Raw genomic sequence first — 15545 nt, forward strand, 5'->3', positions numbered from 1 at the left:
GGCGAATGCGCGAGAATGCGCACATGCTAGCACCGGCCCTCCGACGCGCCCGATGAACAGATCGCCACCACGACGCCCATCCGCCGCCACGCCGGGCAAGGTTCGCCTGATCGGCGGTCGCTGGCGCGGAACGCGCCTGGAGGTGCCGGACATGGCCGGACTGCGGCCGACATCCGACCGTGTGCGCGAGACCTTGTTCAACTGGCTGATGCCGGTACTGCCGGGAGCCAAGGTACTGGACCTGTTCGCAGGCAGCGGTGCGCTTGGCCTGGAGGCGCTCTCGCGAGGGGCCGCGTCGGCGGTGCTGGTCGAACGCGATCCTGCCCTGGCGGCGGCGCTGCGCACCCTGGTCGCGCGTTTGCCGGGAGGCGAGGCGGCCGATATCGTCCAGGCCGACGCGCTAGCCTGGCTGGCCACCCCGCCGACGCGGGCTTTCGACCTCGCCCTCGTCGATCCGCCCTTTGCCGCCGGACTGTGGAATGCGGCGCTGGAGCGGCTGATGCCCTGGCTGGCGCCAGCGGCATGGCTGTACCTGGAATGCCCGCACGATGCCGGCGTGGGGCTGCCGGAAGGTTGGGCGCTGCACCGGGAAGGCCGGACCCAGGACGTCCGTTTCGCGGTCTACCGGCGACAACCGGCGGCCGCTGCTACACTTTCCGACAACCCGGCAAGCGGCATGCCATCGCCTCAGACCATCGAATGACTTCGGCCCGAAACCGCATCGCCGTTTATCCCGGCACCTTCGATCCGATCACCAACGGCCACATCGATCTTGTCGATCGAGCCGCGCCGCTGTTCGAGCGGCTGATCATCGGTGTCGCCGAAAGCCCGGGCAAAGGACCGGCGCTACCGCTGGACCTGCGTGTCGACCTGGCACGCAAGGCCGTGGCCCACCACCCCCATGTCGAGGTGCGCGGATTCGATTCGCTGCTGGCCCATTTCGTCGCCGATGTCGGCGGCGGGGTGCTGCTGCGTGGGTTGCGCGCGGTGTCCGACTTCGAATACGAATTCCAGCTGGCGAGCATGAACCGCCACCTGATTCCGGAAGTGGAAACGCTGTTCCTCACTCCGGCCGAGCAATACGGATTCATTTCCTCGTCGCTGGTGCGCGAGATCGCACGCCTCGGCGGTGATGTCTCCGGTTTCGTACCTCCCGCCGTCGCTGCTGCGCTGAAGGCGCAGTGGAAGCGCGCCCATTCCTGAACTCCCACCTCACACCAACTCAAAACCAGGGGATTTCCTCCATGAAGAACGCCACCCGCCTGCTGCTGATCGCCTGCCTTTCGCTGCCCTTCCTTGCCGCCTGCAAGAAGGAAGAGCAGAAGGTCGCCGCCGTCGAAGCGCCGCTGACCGCACCGACCACCAGCGACGAGAACGCGTGGAACGCCTACCTGACCGACGTGGTCAAGCGCAATCTCGACGGCGTCAGCAACACCTACGTGTACGTGCTGCCGGCGGAGGGTTCGCAGGACTTCCAGGGCTACTACGACCGCCAGCTCGAGAAGGCGCAGACGGACATCTCGCGCGGCATCCTGGAAGGCAACCTGCTGGCCTTCGGCTCGCCGACCTCGGCCAAGACCGCCGACCTGACCATTGCCGCCTTCTCCAAGGCCCAGCCCGGTTCGATGAAGGGCGTGAAGGTGCTGTTCATCGGCGCGGCCGCCGACAACGATCGCGTCAAGGCTGCCGTGGCACCGGCAGGCGTCGACTACAAGTTCGTCGAAGCCAAGTAACGATCCGGCCCGCGCCCGCGTTGCGGGCGCGGCTTTGCCGGATCGTCATCCCCGCGAAGGCGGGGATCCAGTGTCTTTTGCCCCAACCCACCGCCTGACAGCTGAATCGTCATGCCCGAGAAAGCCACTGGATTCCCGCCCTCGCGGAATTGACGAGTAAAGTCGAACAGACGCCCTGCAAGGCGCCGTCGGCACCAGAGATTCATGTCCCTCAAGATCAACGAGCTCTGCGTCAACTGCGACGTCTGTGAACCGGCCTGTCCGAACCAGGCGATTTCGCAGGGCGAGACCATCTACGTGATCGATCCGGCGCGTTGCACCGAGTGCGTCGGCCACTTCGACGAGCCGCAGTGCGTCGTCGTCTGTCCGGTCGAGTGCATCGACCCCGATCCGGACCACCCCGAATCCCACGAGCAGCTGCTGGCCAAGCTGGCCAGGCTGCAGCAGGAGCCGACCTGATGCATCCAGCGTTGCGTGCGCTGTCAACGAGCTTGTTGTCCGCCTGTCTGCTGTTCACCGCAACGCTGCCACTGCAGGCAGCTCCCAAGACCACTCCGACCGCCGCAAGCGCCGCGCGCCCGCCCGGCACGGCGATCGCCAGCGCCCACGCACTGGCGACCGATGCGGGCCTGGAGATCATCCGCGCCGGCGGCAATGCCTTCGATGCCGCGGTCGCGGTGTCCGCTGCCCTGGCCGTGGTGGAGCCGATCAGCTCCGGCATCGGTGGCGGCGGCTTCTTCCTGCTGCACGATGCCAAGAGCGGCAAGGACATCTTCGTCGATGCGCGCGAAACCGCGCCGGCATCGGCAACGCCCGCCGCGTTCCTCGACGAGAAGGGCGAACTCAACCGCGACCGCGCCACCAACGGGCCGTGGTCGGCCGGCATTCCCGGCCTGCCGGCGGCGCTGGTGCACGTGGCGAAGAAGTACGGCCGACTGCCGTTGAAGACGTCGCTGCAACCGGCGATCCGCATCGCCCGCGAAGGTTTCGAAATCTATCCGCGCCTCGAACGCGGCTATGGCAGCCGCCGCCAGGTGATGGAGCGTTATCGCGGTACGCGCGAAGTGTTCCTTGCCGACGGCACGCCGCCGACGGCGGGCGAGATTCTCAAGCAGCCTGACCTGGCCCGCACGCTGGAGTTGCTGGCCGAGAAAGGCTTCGATGGCTTTTACCGTGGCGAAGTCGCCAGCAAGCTGCTGGCCGCGGTGAAGGAAGAGGGCGGCCAATGGCGCGCCGACGAGCTGACCGGCTATCGCGTCAAGGAACGCGAGCCGCTTCGCTTCCAGTATCGCGACTGGGCGATCACCACCGCGCCGCCGCCGTCGTCGGGTGGCGTGGCGATCGCCGAAATGCTGCAGATGCTGTCCGGCTGGGACTTGACCAAGCTCGATGCGGCGCAGCGCACGCACCTGATCGCCGAAGCGATGCGACGCGCGTTTCGCGACCGCACGATCTACCTGGGCGATCCGGACTTCGTGAAGATGCCGCTGGCGCGCCTGACCAGTTCCGACTACGCCGCCGGGTTGCGCGCCACGATCCATCCGTCCAAGGCCACGCCCAGCGATCTGCTGCCGGGCCAGCCGGCGCCGCTGGAAGACGATGAGACCACCCACTTCTCGATCATCGACGCGAACGGCAACCGTGTGTCGGTGACGCAGACGGTCAACCTGCTTTACGGCTCGGGCATGGTGGTGCCAGGCACGGGCGTGCTGCTCAACAATGAGATGGACGACTTCGCGCTGCGTCCTGGCACGCCGAATGCGTTCGGCGTGATGGGTTTTGCCGCCAATGCGCCGGAGCCAGGCAAGCGCATGCTCAGCTCGATGACGCCGAGCTTCATCGAGTCCAGGGACAAGATCGCGGTGGTCGGCGCCCCCGGCGGCAGCCGGATCATCACCGAAGTGCTGCTGGGCATCCTCGGCTATGACTGGGGACTGGACGCGCAGGGCGTGGCCGCCTTGCCTCGCATCCACCACCAGTGGATGCCCGACGTGATCTCGGCCGAAAAAGGCGCGCTCGATGCCGAAACCGTGGCCGCGCTGGAGGCGATGGGGCACAAGGTCAACGCCGGAGAGAACCCCTGGGGCAACCTGCAGACGGTGTCCTGGGACAAGCGCAGCAATACGCTTGAAGCCGGCACCGATCCGCGCAATCCCGTTGGCAAGGCGGCGGTAGTGGAGTCCGCTCCCGTGCGCTGAGCACGTAATCGTGCTGCAGCGAGCCGAGTTCAGTTCCGGCGCGCTAAAATCCACTGATCAGAAGCGAACCGGTGTGCAGGACATGAAACTCTGGTCGGTACTGGGCAACAGCCAGAAACTCGATGGCGGCGCGATGTTCGGCAATGCGCCTCGGGCGATGTGGGCCAAGTGGGCACCGCCGGACGAGCAAAACCGCATCGACCTGGCCTGCCGTGCGCTGCTGGCCAGTCCGTTGAACGGAAAGACGGTGCTGTTCGAAGCCGGCATCGGCGCCTTCTTCGAGCCGAAGTTGCGCGAGCGCTACGGCGTGGTCGAGGAGCGTCATGTGCTGGTCGACTCGCTGGCCGCGGCGGGCTTCCAGCCGGACGACATCGACGTGGTCGTGCTGTCGCATCTGCATTTCGACCATGCCGGCGGCCTTTTGGCGCCCTGGGCAGAAGGTCAGGCGCCGCACCTGCTGTTCCCCAACGCCAGCTATCTGGTTGGCCGCGAGCATTTCGAACGAGCCAAACAACCGCATCCGCGCGATCGCGCCAGCTTCATACCGGAGCTGGTCGGCCTGCTGGAGGCGACCGGTCGCCTGGAGTTGGTCGATGGCCAGTACTCGAAGATGCTCGGAAAGACCGTTCGATTCCATTACAGCGATGGCCACACGCCGGGATTGATGCTGGCGGAGATCGTCGGGCCTGAAATGGTGAATGGCGAGCCGCATGGCGGCGTGGTGTTCTGCGCCGACCTGATTCCCGGGCGGCCGTGGGTGCACGTGCCCATCACCATGGGCTACGACCGCAACGCGGAACTGCTGATCGACGAGAAGAAGTCGTTCCTGGCCGACAAGCTCGCGCGTAACGTCCATCTGTTTTTCACCCACGATCCGCAATGCGCGCTGGCGCAGGTCACGCAGGACGAAAAAGGCAAGTTCGGTACCGTGCACGAGGTGGCCGAGCTGCATGCGAGGACGCTGACGGCATGACCCCCGCCTGGGCGAGGGCGGCGCTCGCACCGATGCTGATGCTGGCGACGGTGGCGATGGCGCAACCGGCGCAGTCGGCGCAATCGGTACAGCCCGTCGCGCCGATCGAGCCGGTGGACGACCCACAGCCTGGCGAGGCGTTGCGCGATCGCGATTTCGGCGTGGTTTCGCGGCAGTTCGGTCTCGATCGTCAGGTCGAGATGTACCAGTGGCGCGCCGATGGTGAAGGCTATGCCCGGGTATGGAACTCCGCGCCGATCGACTCCTCCGGCTTTGCTCCGGGGCACGAGAATCCGACGAAGATTCCACTCGACAGTCGTCGCTGGTGGTCCGACTCGGCCACGCTGGACGGCCAACCACTGGATCTGGCGGTGTTGCAGGTCCTGGGCGAGTGGCACGTCTTCCGCCCGAGCTTCTCGCGGCTGCCGGCCAACCTGGCCGCGTCGTTCCAGCCGGAAGGCGATGGCCTGGGCAGTGCCGAGAACCCCCTCGATCCGCAGATCGGCGACCTGCGAGTGCGCTGGCGTGAATTGCGTCTGCCACCGCTCGCAGGACGGGTGGAATGGCGCGGTGGCGGCTGGCGCCTCAGGCCCGATGCGATGCAGGGAAGGCCGCCGGACGAGGAGCCCGCATCCGGTCCGAATGGCTCAGGAGCACTGTCGCGCACCACGACGTGGCTCGTGGGCGGTTTGATGGCGGTGATGCTGGTCGTCGTACTGCTGCGACGGCGCCACCGCCGCGCGCACGCCAGCCGCGCAAAGTCGCCGTAGGGCGGGCTTGAGCCCCGCTTTGCTTCGGCGGTGGTTTCCTCGCGAACAAAGGTGGGCCAAGGCCCACCCTACGGTTAGAAGACGTGCATTCAGTAATGCTTGGTGCCGAAGATCTTGTCACCCGCATCGCCCAGGCCGGGCAGGATGTAGCCCACTTCGTTCAACCGCTCATCGATCGAAGCGGTGTAGACCTCCACGTCCGGATGCCGTGATTCGAGCGCCCGCAGTCCTTCCGGCGCGGCAACCAGGAACAATCCCTTGATGCGCTTGCAGCCCGCCGTCTTGAGCATGTCGACGGTGGCGATCAGCGTGCCGCCGGTGGCCAGCATCGGGTCGAGGATGATCGCCGTGCGCTCGTCCATGCGGCCGGTGAGCTTCTCGTAGTAGCCGACCGGATGCAGCGTCTTCTCGTCGCGCTGCAGGCCGACCACGCCGACCTTCGCCGCCGGGATCAGCTCCAGCACGCCGGGCAGCATGCCCAGTCCGGCGCGCAGGATCGGTACCAGCGTGACCTTGGCGCCCTTGATGCGTTGCGTCGTCACTGGCCCGGCCCAGCCCTGGACCACGAAGTCCTCGGTTTCCAGATCGGCCGTTGCCTCGTAAGTCAGCAGTGTGGCGACCTCGGAGGCGAGTTCGCGGAATTCCTTGGTGCTGATGTGGCCCACGCGCATCAGGCCGAGCTTGTGTTGCACCAGCGGATGGCGGACTTCGACGATTTTCACGGGCGTGCCTGGCAGTGGAGGCAATGGAGGAGGAGAGTGTGCCCTCTCCATGACGCTTCGCGCCTCTCCCCTGAGGGGAGAGGCGATCCCGGCAAGGTCACACCGTACCGCGCCCGCTCGCAAATGACCCATCCCACTCTCCCTGCGGGGGAGGGACGACCGCCGCAAGGCGGTCAGGGAGAGGGGGATGGGGTCAAGCTGCCGCCGCCTGCTGCGCGCGCGGACCTTCCTTCAACGCGCGCGCGACCATCGATACCAGCAGGTCGATCTCCTCGCTGGTGATGGTGAACGTCGGCGTGAAGCGCAGCGAATTGACGCCGCCGTGGATCACGCCGAGGCCATGTTCGCGCAGCCATTCCTCGGTCGAGCCGGCGCCGTAGCACTTGAACTGCGGCGCGAGTTCGCACGAGAACAGCAGGCCGGTGCCCTGCACCTTGGTGATCATGCCGCCGAGTTCGGCCTTGAGCTTCTCGAGCTTCTCCAGCGCCTCGGCGCCCCGCGCGCGGATGTTCCCGCGCACGGCCGGCGTGACCTGTTCCATCACCGCGCAGGCGACATCGAGCGCACGCGGGTTGGTGGTCATGGTGTTGCCGTACAGGCCCTTCTTGTAGAGCTCGGCGGCGCGCGTGCCGACTGCCAGCACCGACAGCGGGTACTGGCCGGCGTTGAGCGCCTTGGAGTACGTCTCCATGTCCGGCGGGTCGAGCTTCTCGAAACCCGGGTAGTCGATGATCGACAGCACGCCGTGCGCGCGCAGGCCGGCCTGGATCGAATCGACCAGCAGCAGCGATCCATGCGAACGGGTCAGCTCGCGCGCGGCGGCATAGAACGCCGGCGGCACGCTGCGTCCCGGGTCGCCTTCGCCCATCACTGGCTCAAGGAACATCGCCTCGATGAACCAGCCGTTGGCGTCGGCATCGGCGAAGACCTGCTTGAGGGCATCGATGTCGTACGGCTCGACGGTGAGCAGCGTGTCCTCGCCGCGGAAGCTGGCCAGGTACTGCATGTAGGTCTTGCGCGAGGAGTCCGAATACAGCGCAGGGCGCTCGGTGCGGCCGTGGAAGCTGCCCTTGACCACGACGCGCTTGATCGTGCGGCCGGCATGCCTGCCGCCTGCGTCGGTCATCAGCTTGGTGTTGACGTCGGCGATGCGTGCGGCGAGCGAGACCGATTCGGAGCCGGAATTCAGGCACAGGAACTTGTCGTACGGGCAGCCGCCGCGAGCGACGCCAATCGCGGCGCGGATCGCGCGATCGAAGCGCAGTTGCGACAACGACGGGGTCATGATGTTGGCCATCGCCTGCGGCTTGGCCATCGCCGCGATCACGGCCTTGGGCGCATGACCGAAGCCGAGCATGCCGTAGCCGCCGGAGTCGTGCAGCACCGCGCCCTTGAGCGTGACGATCCACGGGCCGCGCGCGGCCAATGCGACGTACGGGTTGACCGCGTCGTCCGGATAGAAATTGATGTAGCCGGCCTGCACGGCCTGGACCTGTGCGTCCTCGTCGAGATCGAGCAGGTCGGCGAAGTCGTCCTTCAGGCGCTCGTATTCCTGCCCGGCAGCCTCGATGACTTCGATCAGTTCGGCGTGGCTGGTAGCGAAACGGACGACCGTGGCGTCGTCCAGGCCCAGGGTGCGGCGGCGACCCTGGTGGGCGCGCAGCGGGGCGAGTCGGTCGATGACGGCCATGGGGATTCTCCTGGGTTCGGGCGCAATCTTCTTATTATCTGAATTAAATCGTCGAAAGACAGTAGAACTTTGTACGAAATATCGGATAATTTCGTCGATTCGACGAGAATGGGCGTACACAATGAAGATCACCGATGAAGACCAGCAACTTTTGTCGGTGCTGCGGGAGAACGCGCGTGCCTCGACAGCCGAGATCGCGCGCCGGCTGAAGCTGTCGCGGACCACCGTGCACAGCCGGATCGAGCGGCTGGAACGACAGGGCGTGATCGACGGCTATACCGTGCGCGTCCACGACGAGGCCGAGCGCGGCCACATCCGAGCCCACATCATGATCACGGTGCTGCCCAAGCAGATGGCCGCGGTCGTCGCCGCGCTGCATGCGATGCCGGAGGTGCGCGCGCTGCATTCGGTCAGCGGCCCGTTCGACCTGGTCGCGCTGGGGGTGGCGCCGTCGGTGGCGGCGATGGATGAGCTGACCGACCGGATCGGCGGTATCGACGGGGTCGAGCGGACGACCTCGTCGATCGTCCTGTCTGCGAAATTCGAGCGCTAGGCCGGGGCGCCGGGCCGGGACGGCGAGGCTTCGCACCGGCGGACCTCTTACAATGGCCGGTCCTGTCGCCAGCCAGCCGCCCCAGTCCTCTTGAAGAAGTCCGATTTCCATTATGAGCTGCCGCCGGAGCTGATCGCCCAGGTGCCGCTGCCCGAGCGCTCGGCCAGCCGGTTGCTGGTGGTGCCGCCGTTGCGTGTGGGTGCCCCAAGCGGGCATTTCGAGGACCGCGCATTCCAAGATCGCGCGTTCCAGGACCGCGCGTTCCAGGACCGCGCGTTCCAGGACCGCGCGTTCCAGGACCGCGTGTTCCAGGACCTGCCCGGGCTGCTCGCGCCGGGCGACCTGCTGGTGTTCAACGACACACGCGTGATTCCGGCGCGCCTGTTCGGGCAGAAGACCAGCGGAGGCCGGGTCGAAATCCTGATCGAACGCCTGCTCGGCGGCCATGAGGCCCGCGCCCAGTTGGGCGTGAGCAAGTCGCCCAAGGCCGGCGCCCGCATCCTGCTCGATGCCGGCGGCGAGGCCGAGGTGCTGGGACGCGAGGGCGAGTTCTACCGGCTGCGCTTCGACATCGGCGAGTCGCTGGAAAAGTGGCTGCTGCACGCCGGGCGCCTGCCGTTGCCGCCGTACATCCAGCGCGACGCCGGCAGCGAGGACGACACCCGCTACCAGACGGTGTTCGCGCGCGAGGTTGGCGCGGTCGCCGCGCCTACTGCCGGGCTGCATTTCGACGAGGCGCTGCTGGAGGCGCTCAAGGCGCGCGGCGTGGAGTTTGGCCATGTCACCCTGCACGTCGGCGCCGGCACGTTCCAGCCCGTGCGTGTGGAGGAACTCGACCAGCACGTGATGCACAGCGAGTGGCTCAACGTCGGTGCCGGGCTGATCGAACAGATCCGCCGCACCCGCCAGGCCGGCGGGCGCGTGATCGCGGTGGGCACGACGGTCGTGCGTGCGCTGGAAAGCGCGATGCGGGATGGCGAGCTCAAGCCCTATGCGGGCGAGACCCGTCTTTTCATTCTGCCGGGGTACCGCATCCGTTCGGTCGATGCACTGATCACCAATTTCCATCTGCCGGAAAGCACGCTGCTGATGCTGGTGTCTGCGTTTGCCGGCAAAGCCCGCGTGTTCGCGGCTTACGAGCATGCAATACGCGAGCGTTACCGTTTCTTCTCTTACGGCGATGCGATGTTGTTGTACCCGGAATCGACGTCATGACATGTCGCCGCGGGAACCTCATTGACGTCCTCCCGGCGAACGCCGGGATCCATTTCGATTTTTTCCTGGCTTTAACCTTGGACAGCATCAGCAACAACAAAATGGATCCCGGCGTTCGCCGGGATGGCGGACAAATCGGACGTCGAGCGGAAACCGTCGCATGAGCCGGATGTCCTTCGAGCTGTTGCGCACCGACGGCACTGCCCGCCGCGGCCGGCTGACGTTTCCGCGCGGCACCGTGGAGACGCCGGCCTTCATGCCGGTCGGCACCTACGGTTCGGTCAAGGGTGTGATGCCCGAACAAGTGCGTGAGCTGGGCGCCGAGATCATCCTGGGCAACACCTTCCACCTGTACCTGCGTCCGGGCCTGGACGTCATCGCCGACCACGGCGGCCTGCACGGCTTCGGCCGCTGGGACGGCCCGATCCTGACCGACTCGGGCGGCTTCCAGGTGTTCTCGTTGGCGCACAAGCGCAAGATCACAGAGCAGGGCGTGACCTTCGCCGCGCCAACCGACGGCAGCAAGGTCTTCCTCGGGCCCGAAGAGAGCATGCATATCCAGAAGGTGCTCGACTCGGACGTGGTGATGATCTTCGATGAGTGCACGCCTTACCCGGCCACCGAGGAAGTGGCGCGCAAGTCCATGGACCTGAGCCTGCGCTGGGCCGAGCGCAGCAAGCGCGCGCACGAGGGCAACGACGCGGCGCTGTTCGGCATCGTCCAGGGCGGAGTACATCCGGCGTTGCGCGATCGCTCGGCGGACGGGCTCAAGGCGATCGGATTCGACGGCTATGCCATTGGCGGGCTGGCCGTCGGCGAGCCGGAGGCCGAGCGCAACCACATGCTCGAGCACACCTGCCCACAGTTGCCCGAGGACCGGCCGCGCTACCTGATGGGGGTGGGGCGGCCCGAGGACCTGGTCGAGGGCGTGGCCCGCGGCATCGACATGTTCGACTGCGTCATGCCCACCCGCAATGCGCGCAATGGCCATTACTTCACCTCGTTCGGCACGGTGCGGGTGCGCAACGCCAAGTACGAGCGCGACACGCGGCCGATCGAGGAAGGCTGCGATTGTTATGCCTGCACCCGCGGTTTCAGCCGCAGCTACCTGCGCCATCTGGACCGTTGCGGCGAAATGCTGGCGCCGATGCTGGGCACCCTGCACAACCTTCGTTACTACCAGCGCCTGATGGCGCAGATGCGCGAAGCCATCGCCCTGGGAACCTTTGCCGCCTTCCGCGAGTCGTTCTACGCAGCCCGCGCCGAATAGCCCATTCGCGGGAGGTGGATGAGGGCAGGCCCGCCAACGGCAAAACGCGCCCTCATCCGCCCTCCGGGCACCTTCTCCCGCCGGGCGGGAGAAGGAGAACGGGGCCTCGTGGCATAATCCCCCGCTATTTTTCGATTCAGGACATTCGTCATGAACCTGCTTGACCTCGTGATCTCCCCCGCCCATGCCCAGGCTGCCGGCCAGCCCGCAGGCGGCGGCATGATGACGCTGCTGTTCCCGATCCTGCTGATCGGTGTCATGTACTTCCTGATGATCCGCCCGCAGATGAAGCGGCAGAAGGAGCATCGCGCCATGCTGGAGAAACTGTCCAAGGGTGACGAGGTGCTGACCAACGGCGGCATCGCCGGCACCGTCACCGACATCGGCGAGAACTTCATCACGGTCGAGATCGCCGACAACGTGCGCATCCGCCTGCAGAAGGGCGCGATCGCCAACGTGCTGCCCAAGGGCACCTTGAAGTCGGCCTGAGCCGTCGCCACGACATTTGATGCAACGGCGGCCGGAGGGTCGCCGCAGGGGCCCTAGATGCTGACTTACCCGCGCTGGAAATACTTCGTCATCCTGATCGTCTTGCTGTTGAGCGCGGTGTATGCCGTGCCCAACATCTTCCCTCAGGATCCGTCGGTGCAGGTCACCGCCAACCACGGCGCCAAGATCGACCAGGCGCTGCGCACGCGCGTCGGAAACAGCCTGGGGAAGGCCGGCGTCTCGCCCAAGGCGATCGAACTGGATGATCGCAAGGGCAACCTGCTGGTCCGCCTCAATAATCCCGACCAGCAGGTCAAGTCCGCCGATGCGCTGCGCGATTCGCTCGGCAACGAGTATGTGGTGGCGCTGAACCTGGCCTCGAACGTGCCGAACTGGCTGGAGAAGATCGGAGCCAAGCCGATGCTGCTCGGCCTGGACCTGCAGGGTGGCGTGCACTTCCTGATGCAGGTCGATCAGAAGGCTGCGCTGGACAAGCGCCTGGAGGCGACGGCCGAAGACATGCGCGTGGTGCTGCGGGACGGCCACGTCCGCTACGAGTCGGTCGAGCGCCGCGCCAACAACACCCTTATCGCCACGGTGGGCAACCCGGCCGACGCGGAGAAGGCGCGCGAGTTGATCGCCAAGAACCAGCCGAACGTGCTGGTTGAGGTCCAGGGCAATTCGGTCGCCGCCAAGGTGCCGGACGCCGAGTTGCAGCGCATGGCGCTCGACGCGATCGAGCAGAACATCGGCACGCTGCGCAACCGCATCAACGCACTGGGCGTAGCCGAGCCGATCATCCAGCGCCAGGGCAGCGACCGCATCGTCGTGCAGCTGCCGGGCGTGCAGGACACCGCCCAGGCCAAGCGCATCCTCGGTGCCACGGCGACGCTTGAATACCGCGCCGTGGTCGAAGGCAACGCGTACGACGCAGTGTCCAGCGGCGTGGTGCCGCCCGAGGCGCGCGTCTATTACCGCAAGGATCCGGGTCCGGACGGCAAGCCGATGCCGATCCTGCTCAACAAGCGCGTGATCGCTTCCGGCGACCAGCTCGTCGGCGCGACCTCGGGCATGGATCCGCAGAGCGGCAGCCCGTCCGTATCCGTGCGCCTCAACGCCGTGGGCGGCCAGCGCATGTTCGACTTCACCAGCGAGAACGTCGGCAAGCCGATGGCGGTGGTGTACATCGAACGCGTGCCGGAAGTGCGCGTGGTCGACGGCAAGGAAGTGCGCACGACCAAGATCAACGAGGAAGTGATCTCGGTGGCCAACATCAACGGCGTGTTCGGCAAGGACTTCCAGACCACCGGCCTGGATAGCAGCAAGGAGGCGGCCGACCTGGCGCTGCTGCTGCGCTCGGGTTCGCTGGCGGCGCCGATGGACTTCATCGAGGAACGCATCGTCGGCCCGAGCCTGGGTCGCGAGAACGTCGAGCGCGGCCTGACCGCGGTCCTGTATTCGTTCGCGTTCGCGCTGATCTTCTTCCTGTTCTATTACCGCATGTTCGGCGTCATCACCTGCCTGGCGCTGCTGCTGAACATGCTGATGCTGATCGCGGTGATGTCGTTGTTCGGCGCCACGCTGACCTTGCCTGGCCTGGCGGGCATCGCGCTGACGGTGGGCATGTCGGTGGACGCCAACGTGCTGATCAACGAACGCATACGCGAGGAGTTGCGACTGGGGTTGCCGCCGCAGACCGCGATCGCCGAGGGTTACGAGCGCGCCTCGGGCACCATCGCCGACGCCAACCTCACCGCCATCCTCGCCGGCATTGCCCTGTTCGCGTTCGGCACCGGTCCGGTCAAGGGCTTCGCGGTGTCGATGCTGGTCGGCATCCTGACCTCGCTGTACACCGCGGTCGGCGTCTCGCGCGCCCTGGCCACGCTGTTCTACGGTGGTCGTCGCAAGCTGAAGTCCATCTGGATCTGACGGGAAGTTCCTGAGCATGAAACCTTTCAACGTCTTCCCCTACGACTCCAACATCAACTTCATCCGCCTGCGCTGGTTGTCGCTTGGCGTGGCCCTGGCGATCATGCTGGTCGCCATCGGCGCCATGGCCACCAAGGGCTTCAACTTCGCCCTGGACTTCACCGGCGGCACCGTCACCGAGCTGCGTTTCGACAAGCCCGTGGACGTGGACGATGTCCGCGCCCGCCTGGAAAAAGTCGGCTACGGCAACGCCCAGGTGCAGAACTTCGGCAGTGGCAACGACCTGCTGATCCGCCTGCAACCGAAGGAAGGCGCGGCCGCCAGCAACGCCAACACTGCCGCCGACGTGCAACGCGCGCTGGCGTTCGAGGGCAACCCCGGCAAGGTGCTGCGCAGCGAGTTCGTTGGTCCGCAGGTCGGCAAAGACCTGGCGATGAACGGCTTGTGGGCGCTGATCTTCGTGGTGGTCGGCTTCCTGGCGTACATCTCGTTCCGCTTCGAGAAGAAGTTCGCCATCGCCGCGGTGCTGACCACCCTGCACGACGTCGTGGTGGTGTGCGGCTGGTTCGCGCTCAGCGGCCATGAGTTCGACCTGACCGTGCTGGCCGGCGTGCTGTCGGTCATGGGTTACTCGATCAACGACACCATCGTCGTGTTCGACCGCGTCCGCGAGAATTTCCGCTCGATGCGCGCCTCGCCCGACGAGATCCTCAACAAGTCGATCAACCAGACGCTGTCGCGTACGGTCATCACTTCCTTCGTCGCGTTCCTGACCGTGTTTGCGCTGTATGTCTACGGTGGCGGTTCGCTGCGGGGCATGGCCGAATCGCAGATGATCGGCATCGTCATCGGCACGCTGTCCTCGATCTTCGTGGCATGCCCGCTGCTGACGCTCGGGTTCCTCAAGGTCACCAAGCAGGACCTGATGCCCAAGGCCAAGGACGAGGCGGCGCTGGCGCGCCGGCCGTAGTTCTTCCGGTCGTCCGGATGCGAAAAAAGGCCGCGCGTTTGCGCGGCCTTTTTCATGGGCGATATTCCCGGGAGTCAGCAGAAGGGCCCCGGCGTTCGCCCGGATGACGGCTCCCTGTCGTCGGAAATCCGGCTTGAGCCGACACTCCCGACACGAAAAAGCCGCGCAACGCGCGGCTTTTTCGCATCAACGTGGCACAGGCCCCAGCGATCAATCGAACGCCGACGCATACCCCGTATTGACGATCTTCGTCTGCAGCGCGTCGCAGATCTTCAGGTTGCCGGCGACCAGCTGGCGCGGCATGTGGCCACGGGTGTCCATCGGCCCGGTGGCGCGGCCGCGGAAGTCGACGACCTTGCCGCCGGCCTCGCGCACCAGCAATGCGCCGGCGGCGATGTCCCACGGCTTCACGCCGGCTTCGAAATAGGCGTCGGCGCGGCCGCAGGCGACGTAGGCCAGGTCGAGCGCCGCCGAACCGGTGCGGCGGATGTCCTCGGCCTCCAGCAGCAGCGCGTCCACGCACTTGAGGTGGGCACTGGTGCGCGCGCGCTCGCGCGGCGGAAAGCCCGTGATCAGCATTGCTCCGGCCAGGTCCTTGCGCTCGGCGACGCGGATCTTGCGGTCGTTCAGGGTGGCGCCGCTGCCGCGACTGGCGGTGAATAGCTCGTTGCGCAGCGGGTCGAAGATCACGCCATGGGTCGGTTCGCCGTTCTCGACCAGGGCGATGGACACGCAGAAATGCGGGATGCCGTGCAGGTAATTGCTGGTGCCGTCGAGCGGGTCGATCACCCAGGTGTAGCGGCTGTGGCCGCTGGCGCCGCTTTCTTCGCCGAGGATGGCGTAGTCGGGCGTGGAGCGGCGGAATTCCTTGATGATCTCTTTCTCGGCCAGGCCATCGACTTCGCTGGCGTAGTCCATCCGGTCCTTCTCGACCACATTGAGCGCGTCGAGCTTGTTCATGTGCCTCAGCAGCACGTTGCCGGCGGCGCGGGCGGCCTTGACCATGAGGGTGACGGCGGGTTTCTGCATGGCG

Annotated in this window: 16 protein-coding genes; 13 read left to right on the forward strand and 3 right to left on the reverse strand. The window is 66.3% G+C overall.

What is annotated here, in order from left to right:
- Positions 1–52: 52 nt before the first annotated feature.
- The 7 genes from rsmD (at position 53) to J2X06_RS05715 (ending at position 5674) form a co-directional block, all read left to right on the forward strand.
- Entirely contained in the window at positions 53–703 is a 651-nt protein-coding gene (rsmD, locus tag J2X06_RS05685; protein ID WP_310059441.1) for a 16S rRNA (guanine(966)-N(2))-methyltransferase RsmD, read from the forward strand.
- Positions 700–1203, forward strand: a complete 504-nt coding sequence (gene coaD / locus J2X06_RS05690; RefSeq protein WP_310059444.1) for a pantetheine-phosphate adenylyltransferase — start codon at positions 700–702, stop codon at positions 1201–1203. Before rsmD ends, coaD begins: the two co-directional genes overlap by 4 nt.
- 41 nt (positions 1204–1244) lie before the next feature.
- On the forward strand, positions 1245–1733 hold the full coding sequence (locus tag J2X06_RS05695) for a hypothetical protein (RefSeq protein WP_310059447.1): 489 nt from the start codon (positions 1245–1247) through the stop codon (positions 1731–1733).
- Positions 1734–1937: 204 nt separating this feature from the next.
- Entirely contained in the window at positions 1938–2192 is a 255-nt protein-coding gene (locus J2X06_RS05700) for a YfhL family 4Fe-4S dicluster ferredoxin (protein ID WP_310059450.1), read from the forward strand.
- On the forward strand, positions 2192–3931 hold the full coding sequence (gene ggt, locus J2X06_RS05705; RefSeq protein ID WP_310059453.1) for a gamma-glutamyltransferase: 1740 nt from the start codon (positions 2192–2194) through the stop codon (positions 3929–3931). Before J2X06_RS05700 ends, ggt begins: the two co-directional genes overlap by 1 nt.
- Before the next feature lie 82 nt (positions 3932–4013).
- Positions 4014–4904: an MBL fold metallo-hydrolase gene (locus J2X06_RS05710; protein WP_310059455.1), complete on the forward strand. Its 891-nt coding sequence runs from the start codon at positions 4014–4016 to the stop codon at positions 4902–4904.
- Positions 4901–5674, forward strand: coding sequence for a TMEM43 family protein (locus J2X06_RS05715; RefSeq protein WP_310059458.1), 774 nt, complete (start codon positions 4901–4903; stop codon positions 5672–5674). The genes J2X06_RS05710 and J2X06_RS05715 overlap by 4 nt, the downstream gene beginning before the upstream one ends.
- An 89-nt stretch (positions 5675–5763) precedes the next feature.
- On the opposite strand, the gene upp is transcribed toward J2X06_RS05715, so the two are convergent.
- Together upp and J2X06_RS05725 are read right to left on the reverse strand one after the other, a co-directional pair.
- Positions 5764–6396, reverse strand: a complete 633-nt coding sequence (gene upp / locus J2X06_RS05720; RefSeq protein WP_310059460.1) for a uracil phosphoribosyltransferase — start codon at positions 6394–6396, stop codon at positions 5764–5766.
- Between the two features lie 193 nt (positions 6397–6589).
- Positions 6590–8086, reverse strand: a complete 1497-nt coding sequence (locus J2X06_RS05725; RefSeq protein WP_310059463.1) for an aminotransferase class III-fold pyridoxal phosphate-dependent enzyme — start codon at positions 8084–8086, stop codon at positions 6590–6592.
- Positions 8087–8207: 121 nt separating this feature from the next.
- Here J2X06_RS05725 and J2X06_RS05730 point away from each other — a divergent pair, with 121 nt between their 5' ends.
- The 6 genes from J2X06_RS05730 (at position 8208) to secF (ending at position 14512) form a co-directional block, all read left to right on the forward strand.
- Entirely contained in the window at positions 8208–8639 is a 432-nt protein-coding gene (locus J2X06_RS05730; RefSeq protein WP_310059466.1) for an Lrp/AsnC family transcriptional regulator, read from the forward strand.
- Between the two features lie 90 nt (positions 8640–8729).
- On the forward strand, positions 8730–9854 hold the full coding sequence (queA, locus tag J2X06_RS05735; RefSeq protein ID WP_310059470.1) for a tRNA preQ1(34) S-adenosylmethionine ribosyltransferase-isomerase QueA: 1125 nt from the start codon (positions 8730–8732) through the stop codon (positions 9852–9854).
- A gap of 160 nt (positions 9855–10014) precedes the next feature.
- A complete protein-coding gene (gene tgt / locus J2X06_RS05740) occupies positions 10015–11124 on the forward strand; it encodes a tRNA guanosine(34) transglycosylase Tgt (protein ID WP_310059473.1) in 1110 nt (369 codons plus the stop codon).
- Between the two features lie 150 nt (positions 11125–11274).
- Positions 11275–11613, forward strand: a complete 339-nt coding sequence (yajC, locus tag J2X06_RS05745) for a preprotein translocase subunit YajC (protein WP_310059475.1) — start codon at positions 11275–11277, stop codon at positions 11611–11613.
- Between the two features lie 57 nt (positions 11614–11670).
- Positions 11671–13542 (forward strand): protein translocase subunit SecD, encoded by a 1872-nt coding sequence (gene secD / locus J2X06_RS05750; protein ID WP_310059478.1) that lies wholly within the window; start codon positions 11671–11673, stop codon positions 13540–13542.
- Between the two features lie 10 nt (positions 13543–13552).
- Positions 13553–14512, forward strand: coding sequence for a protein translocase subunit SecF (gene secF / locus J2X06_RS05755; RefSeq protein ID WP_310061270.1), 960 nt, complete (start codon positions 13553–13555; stop codon positions 14510–14512).
- 210 nt (positions 14513–14722) lie between these two features.
- On the opposite strand, the gene J2X06_RS05760 is transcribed toward secF, so the two are convergent.
- Positions 14723–15541: an inositol monophosphatase family protein gene (locus J2X06_RS05760; protein ID WP_310059481.1), complete on the reverse strand. Its 819-nt coding sequence runs from the start codon at positions 15539–15541 to the stop codon at positions 14723–14725.
- Positions 15542–15545: the final 4 nt, after the last annotated feature.

The sequence above is a fragment of the Lysobacter niastensis genome (assembly GCF_031457115.1).
Classification (GTDB): domain Bacteria; phylum Pseudomonadota; class Gammaproteobacteria; order Xanthomonadales; family Xanthomonadaceae; genus Lysobacter_J; species Lysobacter_J niastensis_A.

What these genes read in the sequence shown, in the direction of transcription:
- J2X06_RS05700 (WP_310059450.1), top strand. Translation starts at nt 1,938, where the DNA reads ATGTCCCTCAAGATCAACGAGCTCTGCGTCAACTGCGACGTCTGTGAA.
- J2X06_RS05695 (WP_310059447.1), top strand. Translation starts at nt 1,245, where the DNA reads ATGAAGAACGCCACCCGCCTGCTGCTGATCGCCTGCCTTTCGCTGCCC.
- coaD (WP_310059444.1), top strand. Translation starts at nt 700, where the DNA reads ATGACTTCGGCCCGAAACCGCATCGCCGTTTATCCCGGCACCTTCGAT.
- ggt (WP_310059453.1), top strand. Translation starts at nt 2,192, where the DNA reads ATGCATCCAGCGTTGCGTGCGCTGTCAACGAGCTTGTTGTCCGCCTGT.
- yajC (WP_310059475.1), top strand. Translation starts at nt 11,275, where the DNA reads ATGAACCTGCTTGACCTCGTGATCTCCCCCGCCCATGCCCAGGCTGCC.
- secD (WP_310059478.1), top strand. Translation starts at nt 11,671, where the DNA reads ATGCTGACTTACCCGCGCTGGAAATACTTCGTCATCCTGATCGTCTTG.
- J2X06_RS05730 (WP_310059466.1), top strand. Translation starts at nt 8,208, where the DNA reads ATGAAGATCACCGATGAAGACCAGCAACTTTTGTCGGTGCTGCGGGAG.
- J2X06_RS05715 (WP_310059458.1), top strand. Translation starts at nt 4,901, where the DNA reads ATGACCCCCGCCTGGGCGAGGGCGGCGCTCGCACCGATGCTGATGCTG.
- J2X06_RS05725 (WP_310059463.1), bottom strand. Translation starts at nt 8,086, where the DNA reads ATGGCCGTCATCGACCGACTCGCCCCGCTGCGCGCCCACCAGGGTCGC.
- rsmD (WP_310059441.1), top strand. Translation starts at nt 53, where the DNA reads ATGAACAGATCGCCACCACGACGCCCATCCGCCGCCACGCCGGGCAAG.
- J2X06_RS05710 (WP_310059455.1), top strand. Translation starts at nt 4,014, where the DNA reads ATGAAACTCTGGTCGGTACTGGGCAACAGCCAGAAACTCGATGGCGGC.
- tgt (WP_310059473.1), top strand. Translation starts at nt 10,015, where the DNA reads ATGAGCCGGATGTCCTTCGAGCTGTTGCGCACCGACGGCACTGCCCGC.
- J2X06_RS05760 (WP_310059481.1), bottom strand. Translation starts at nt 15,541, where the DNA reads ATGCAGAAACCCGCCGTCACCCTCATGGTCAAGGCCGCCCGCGCCGCC.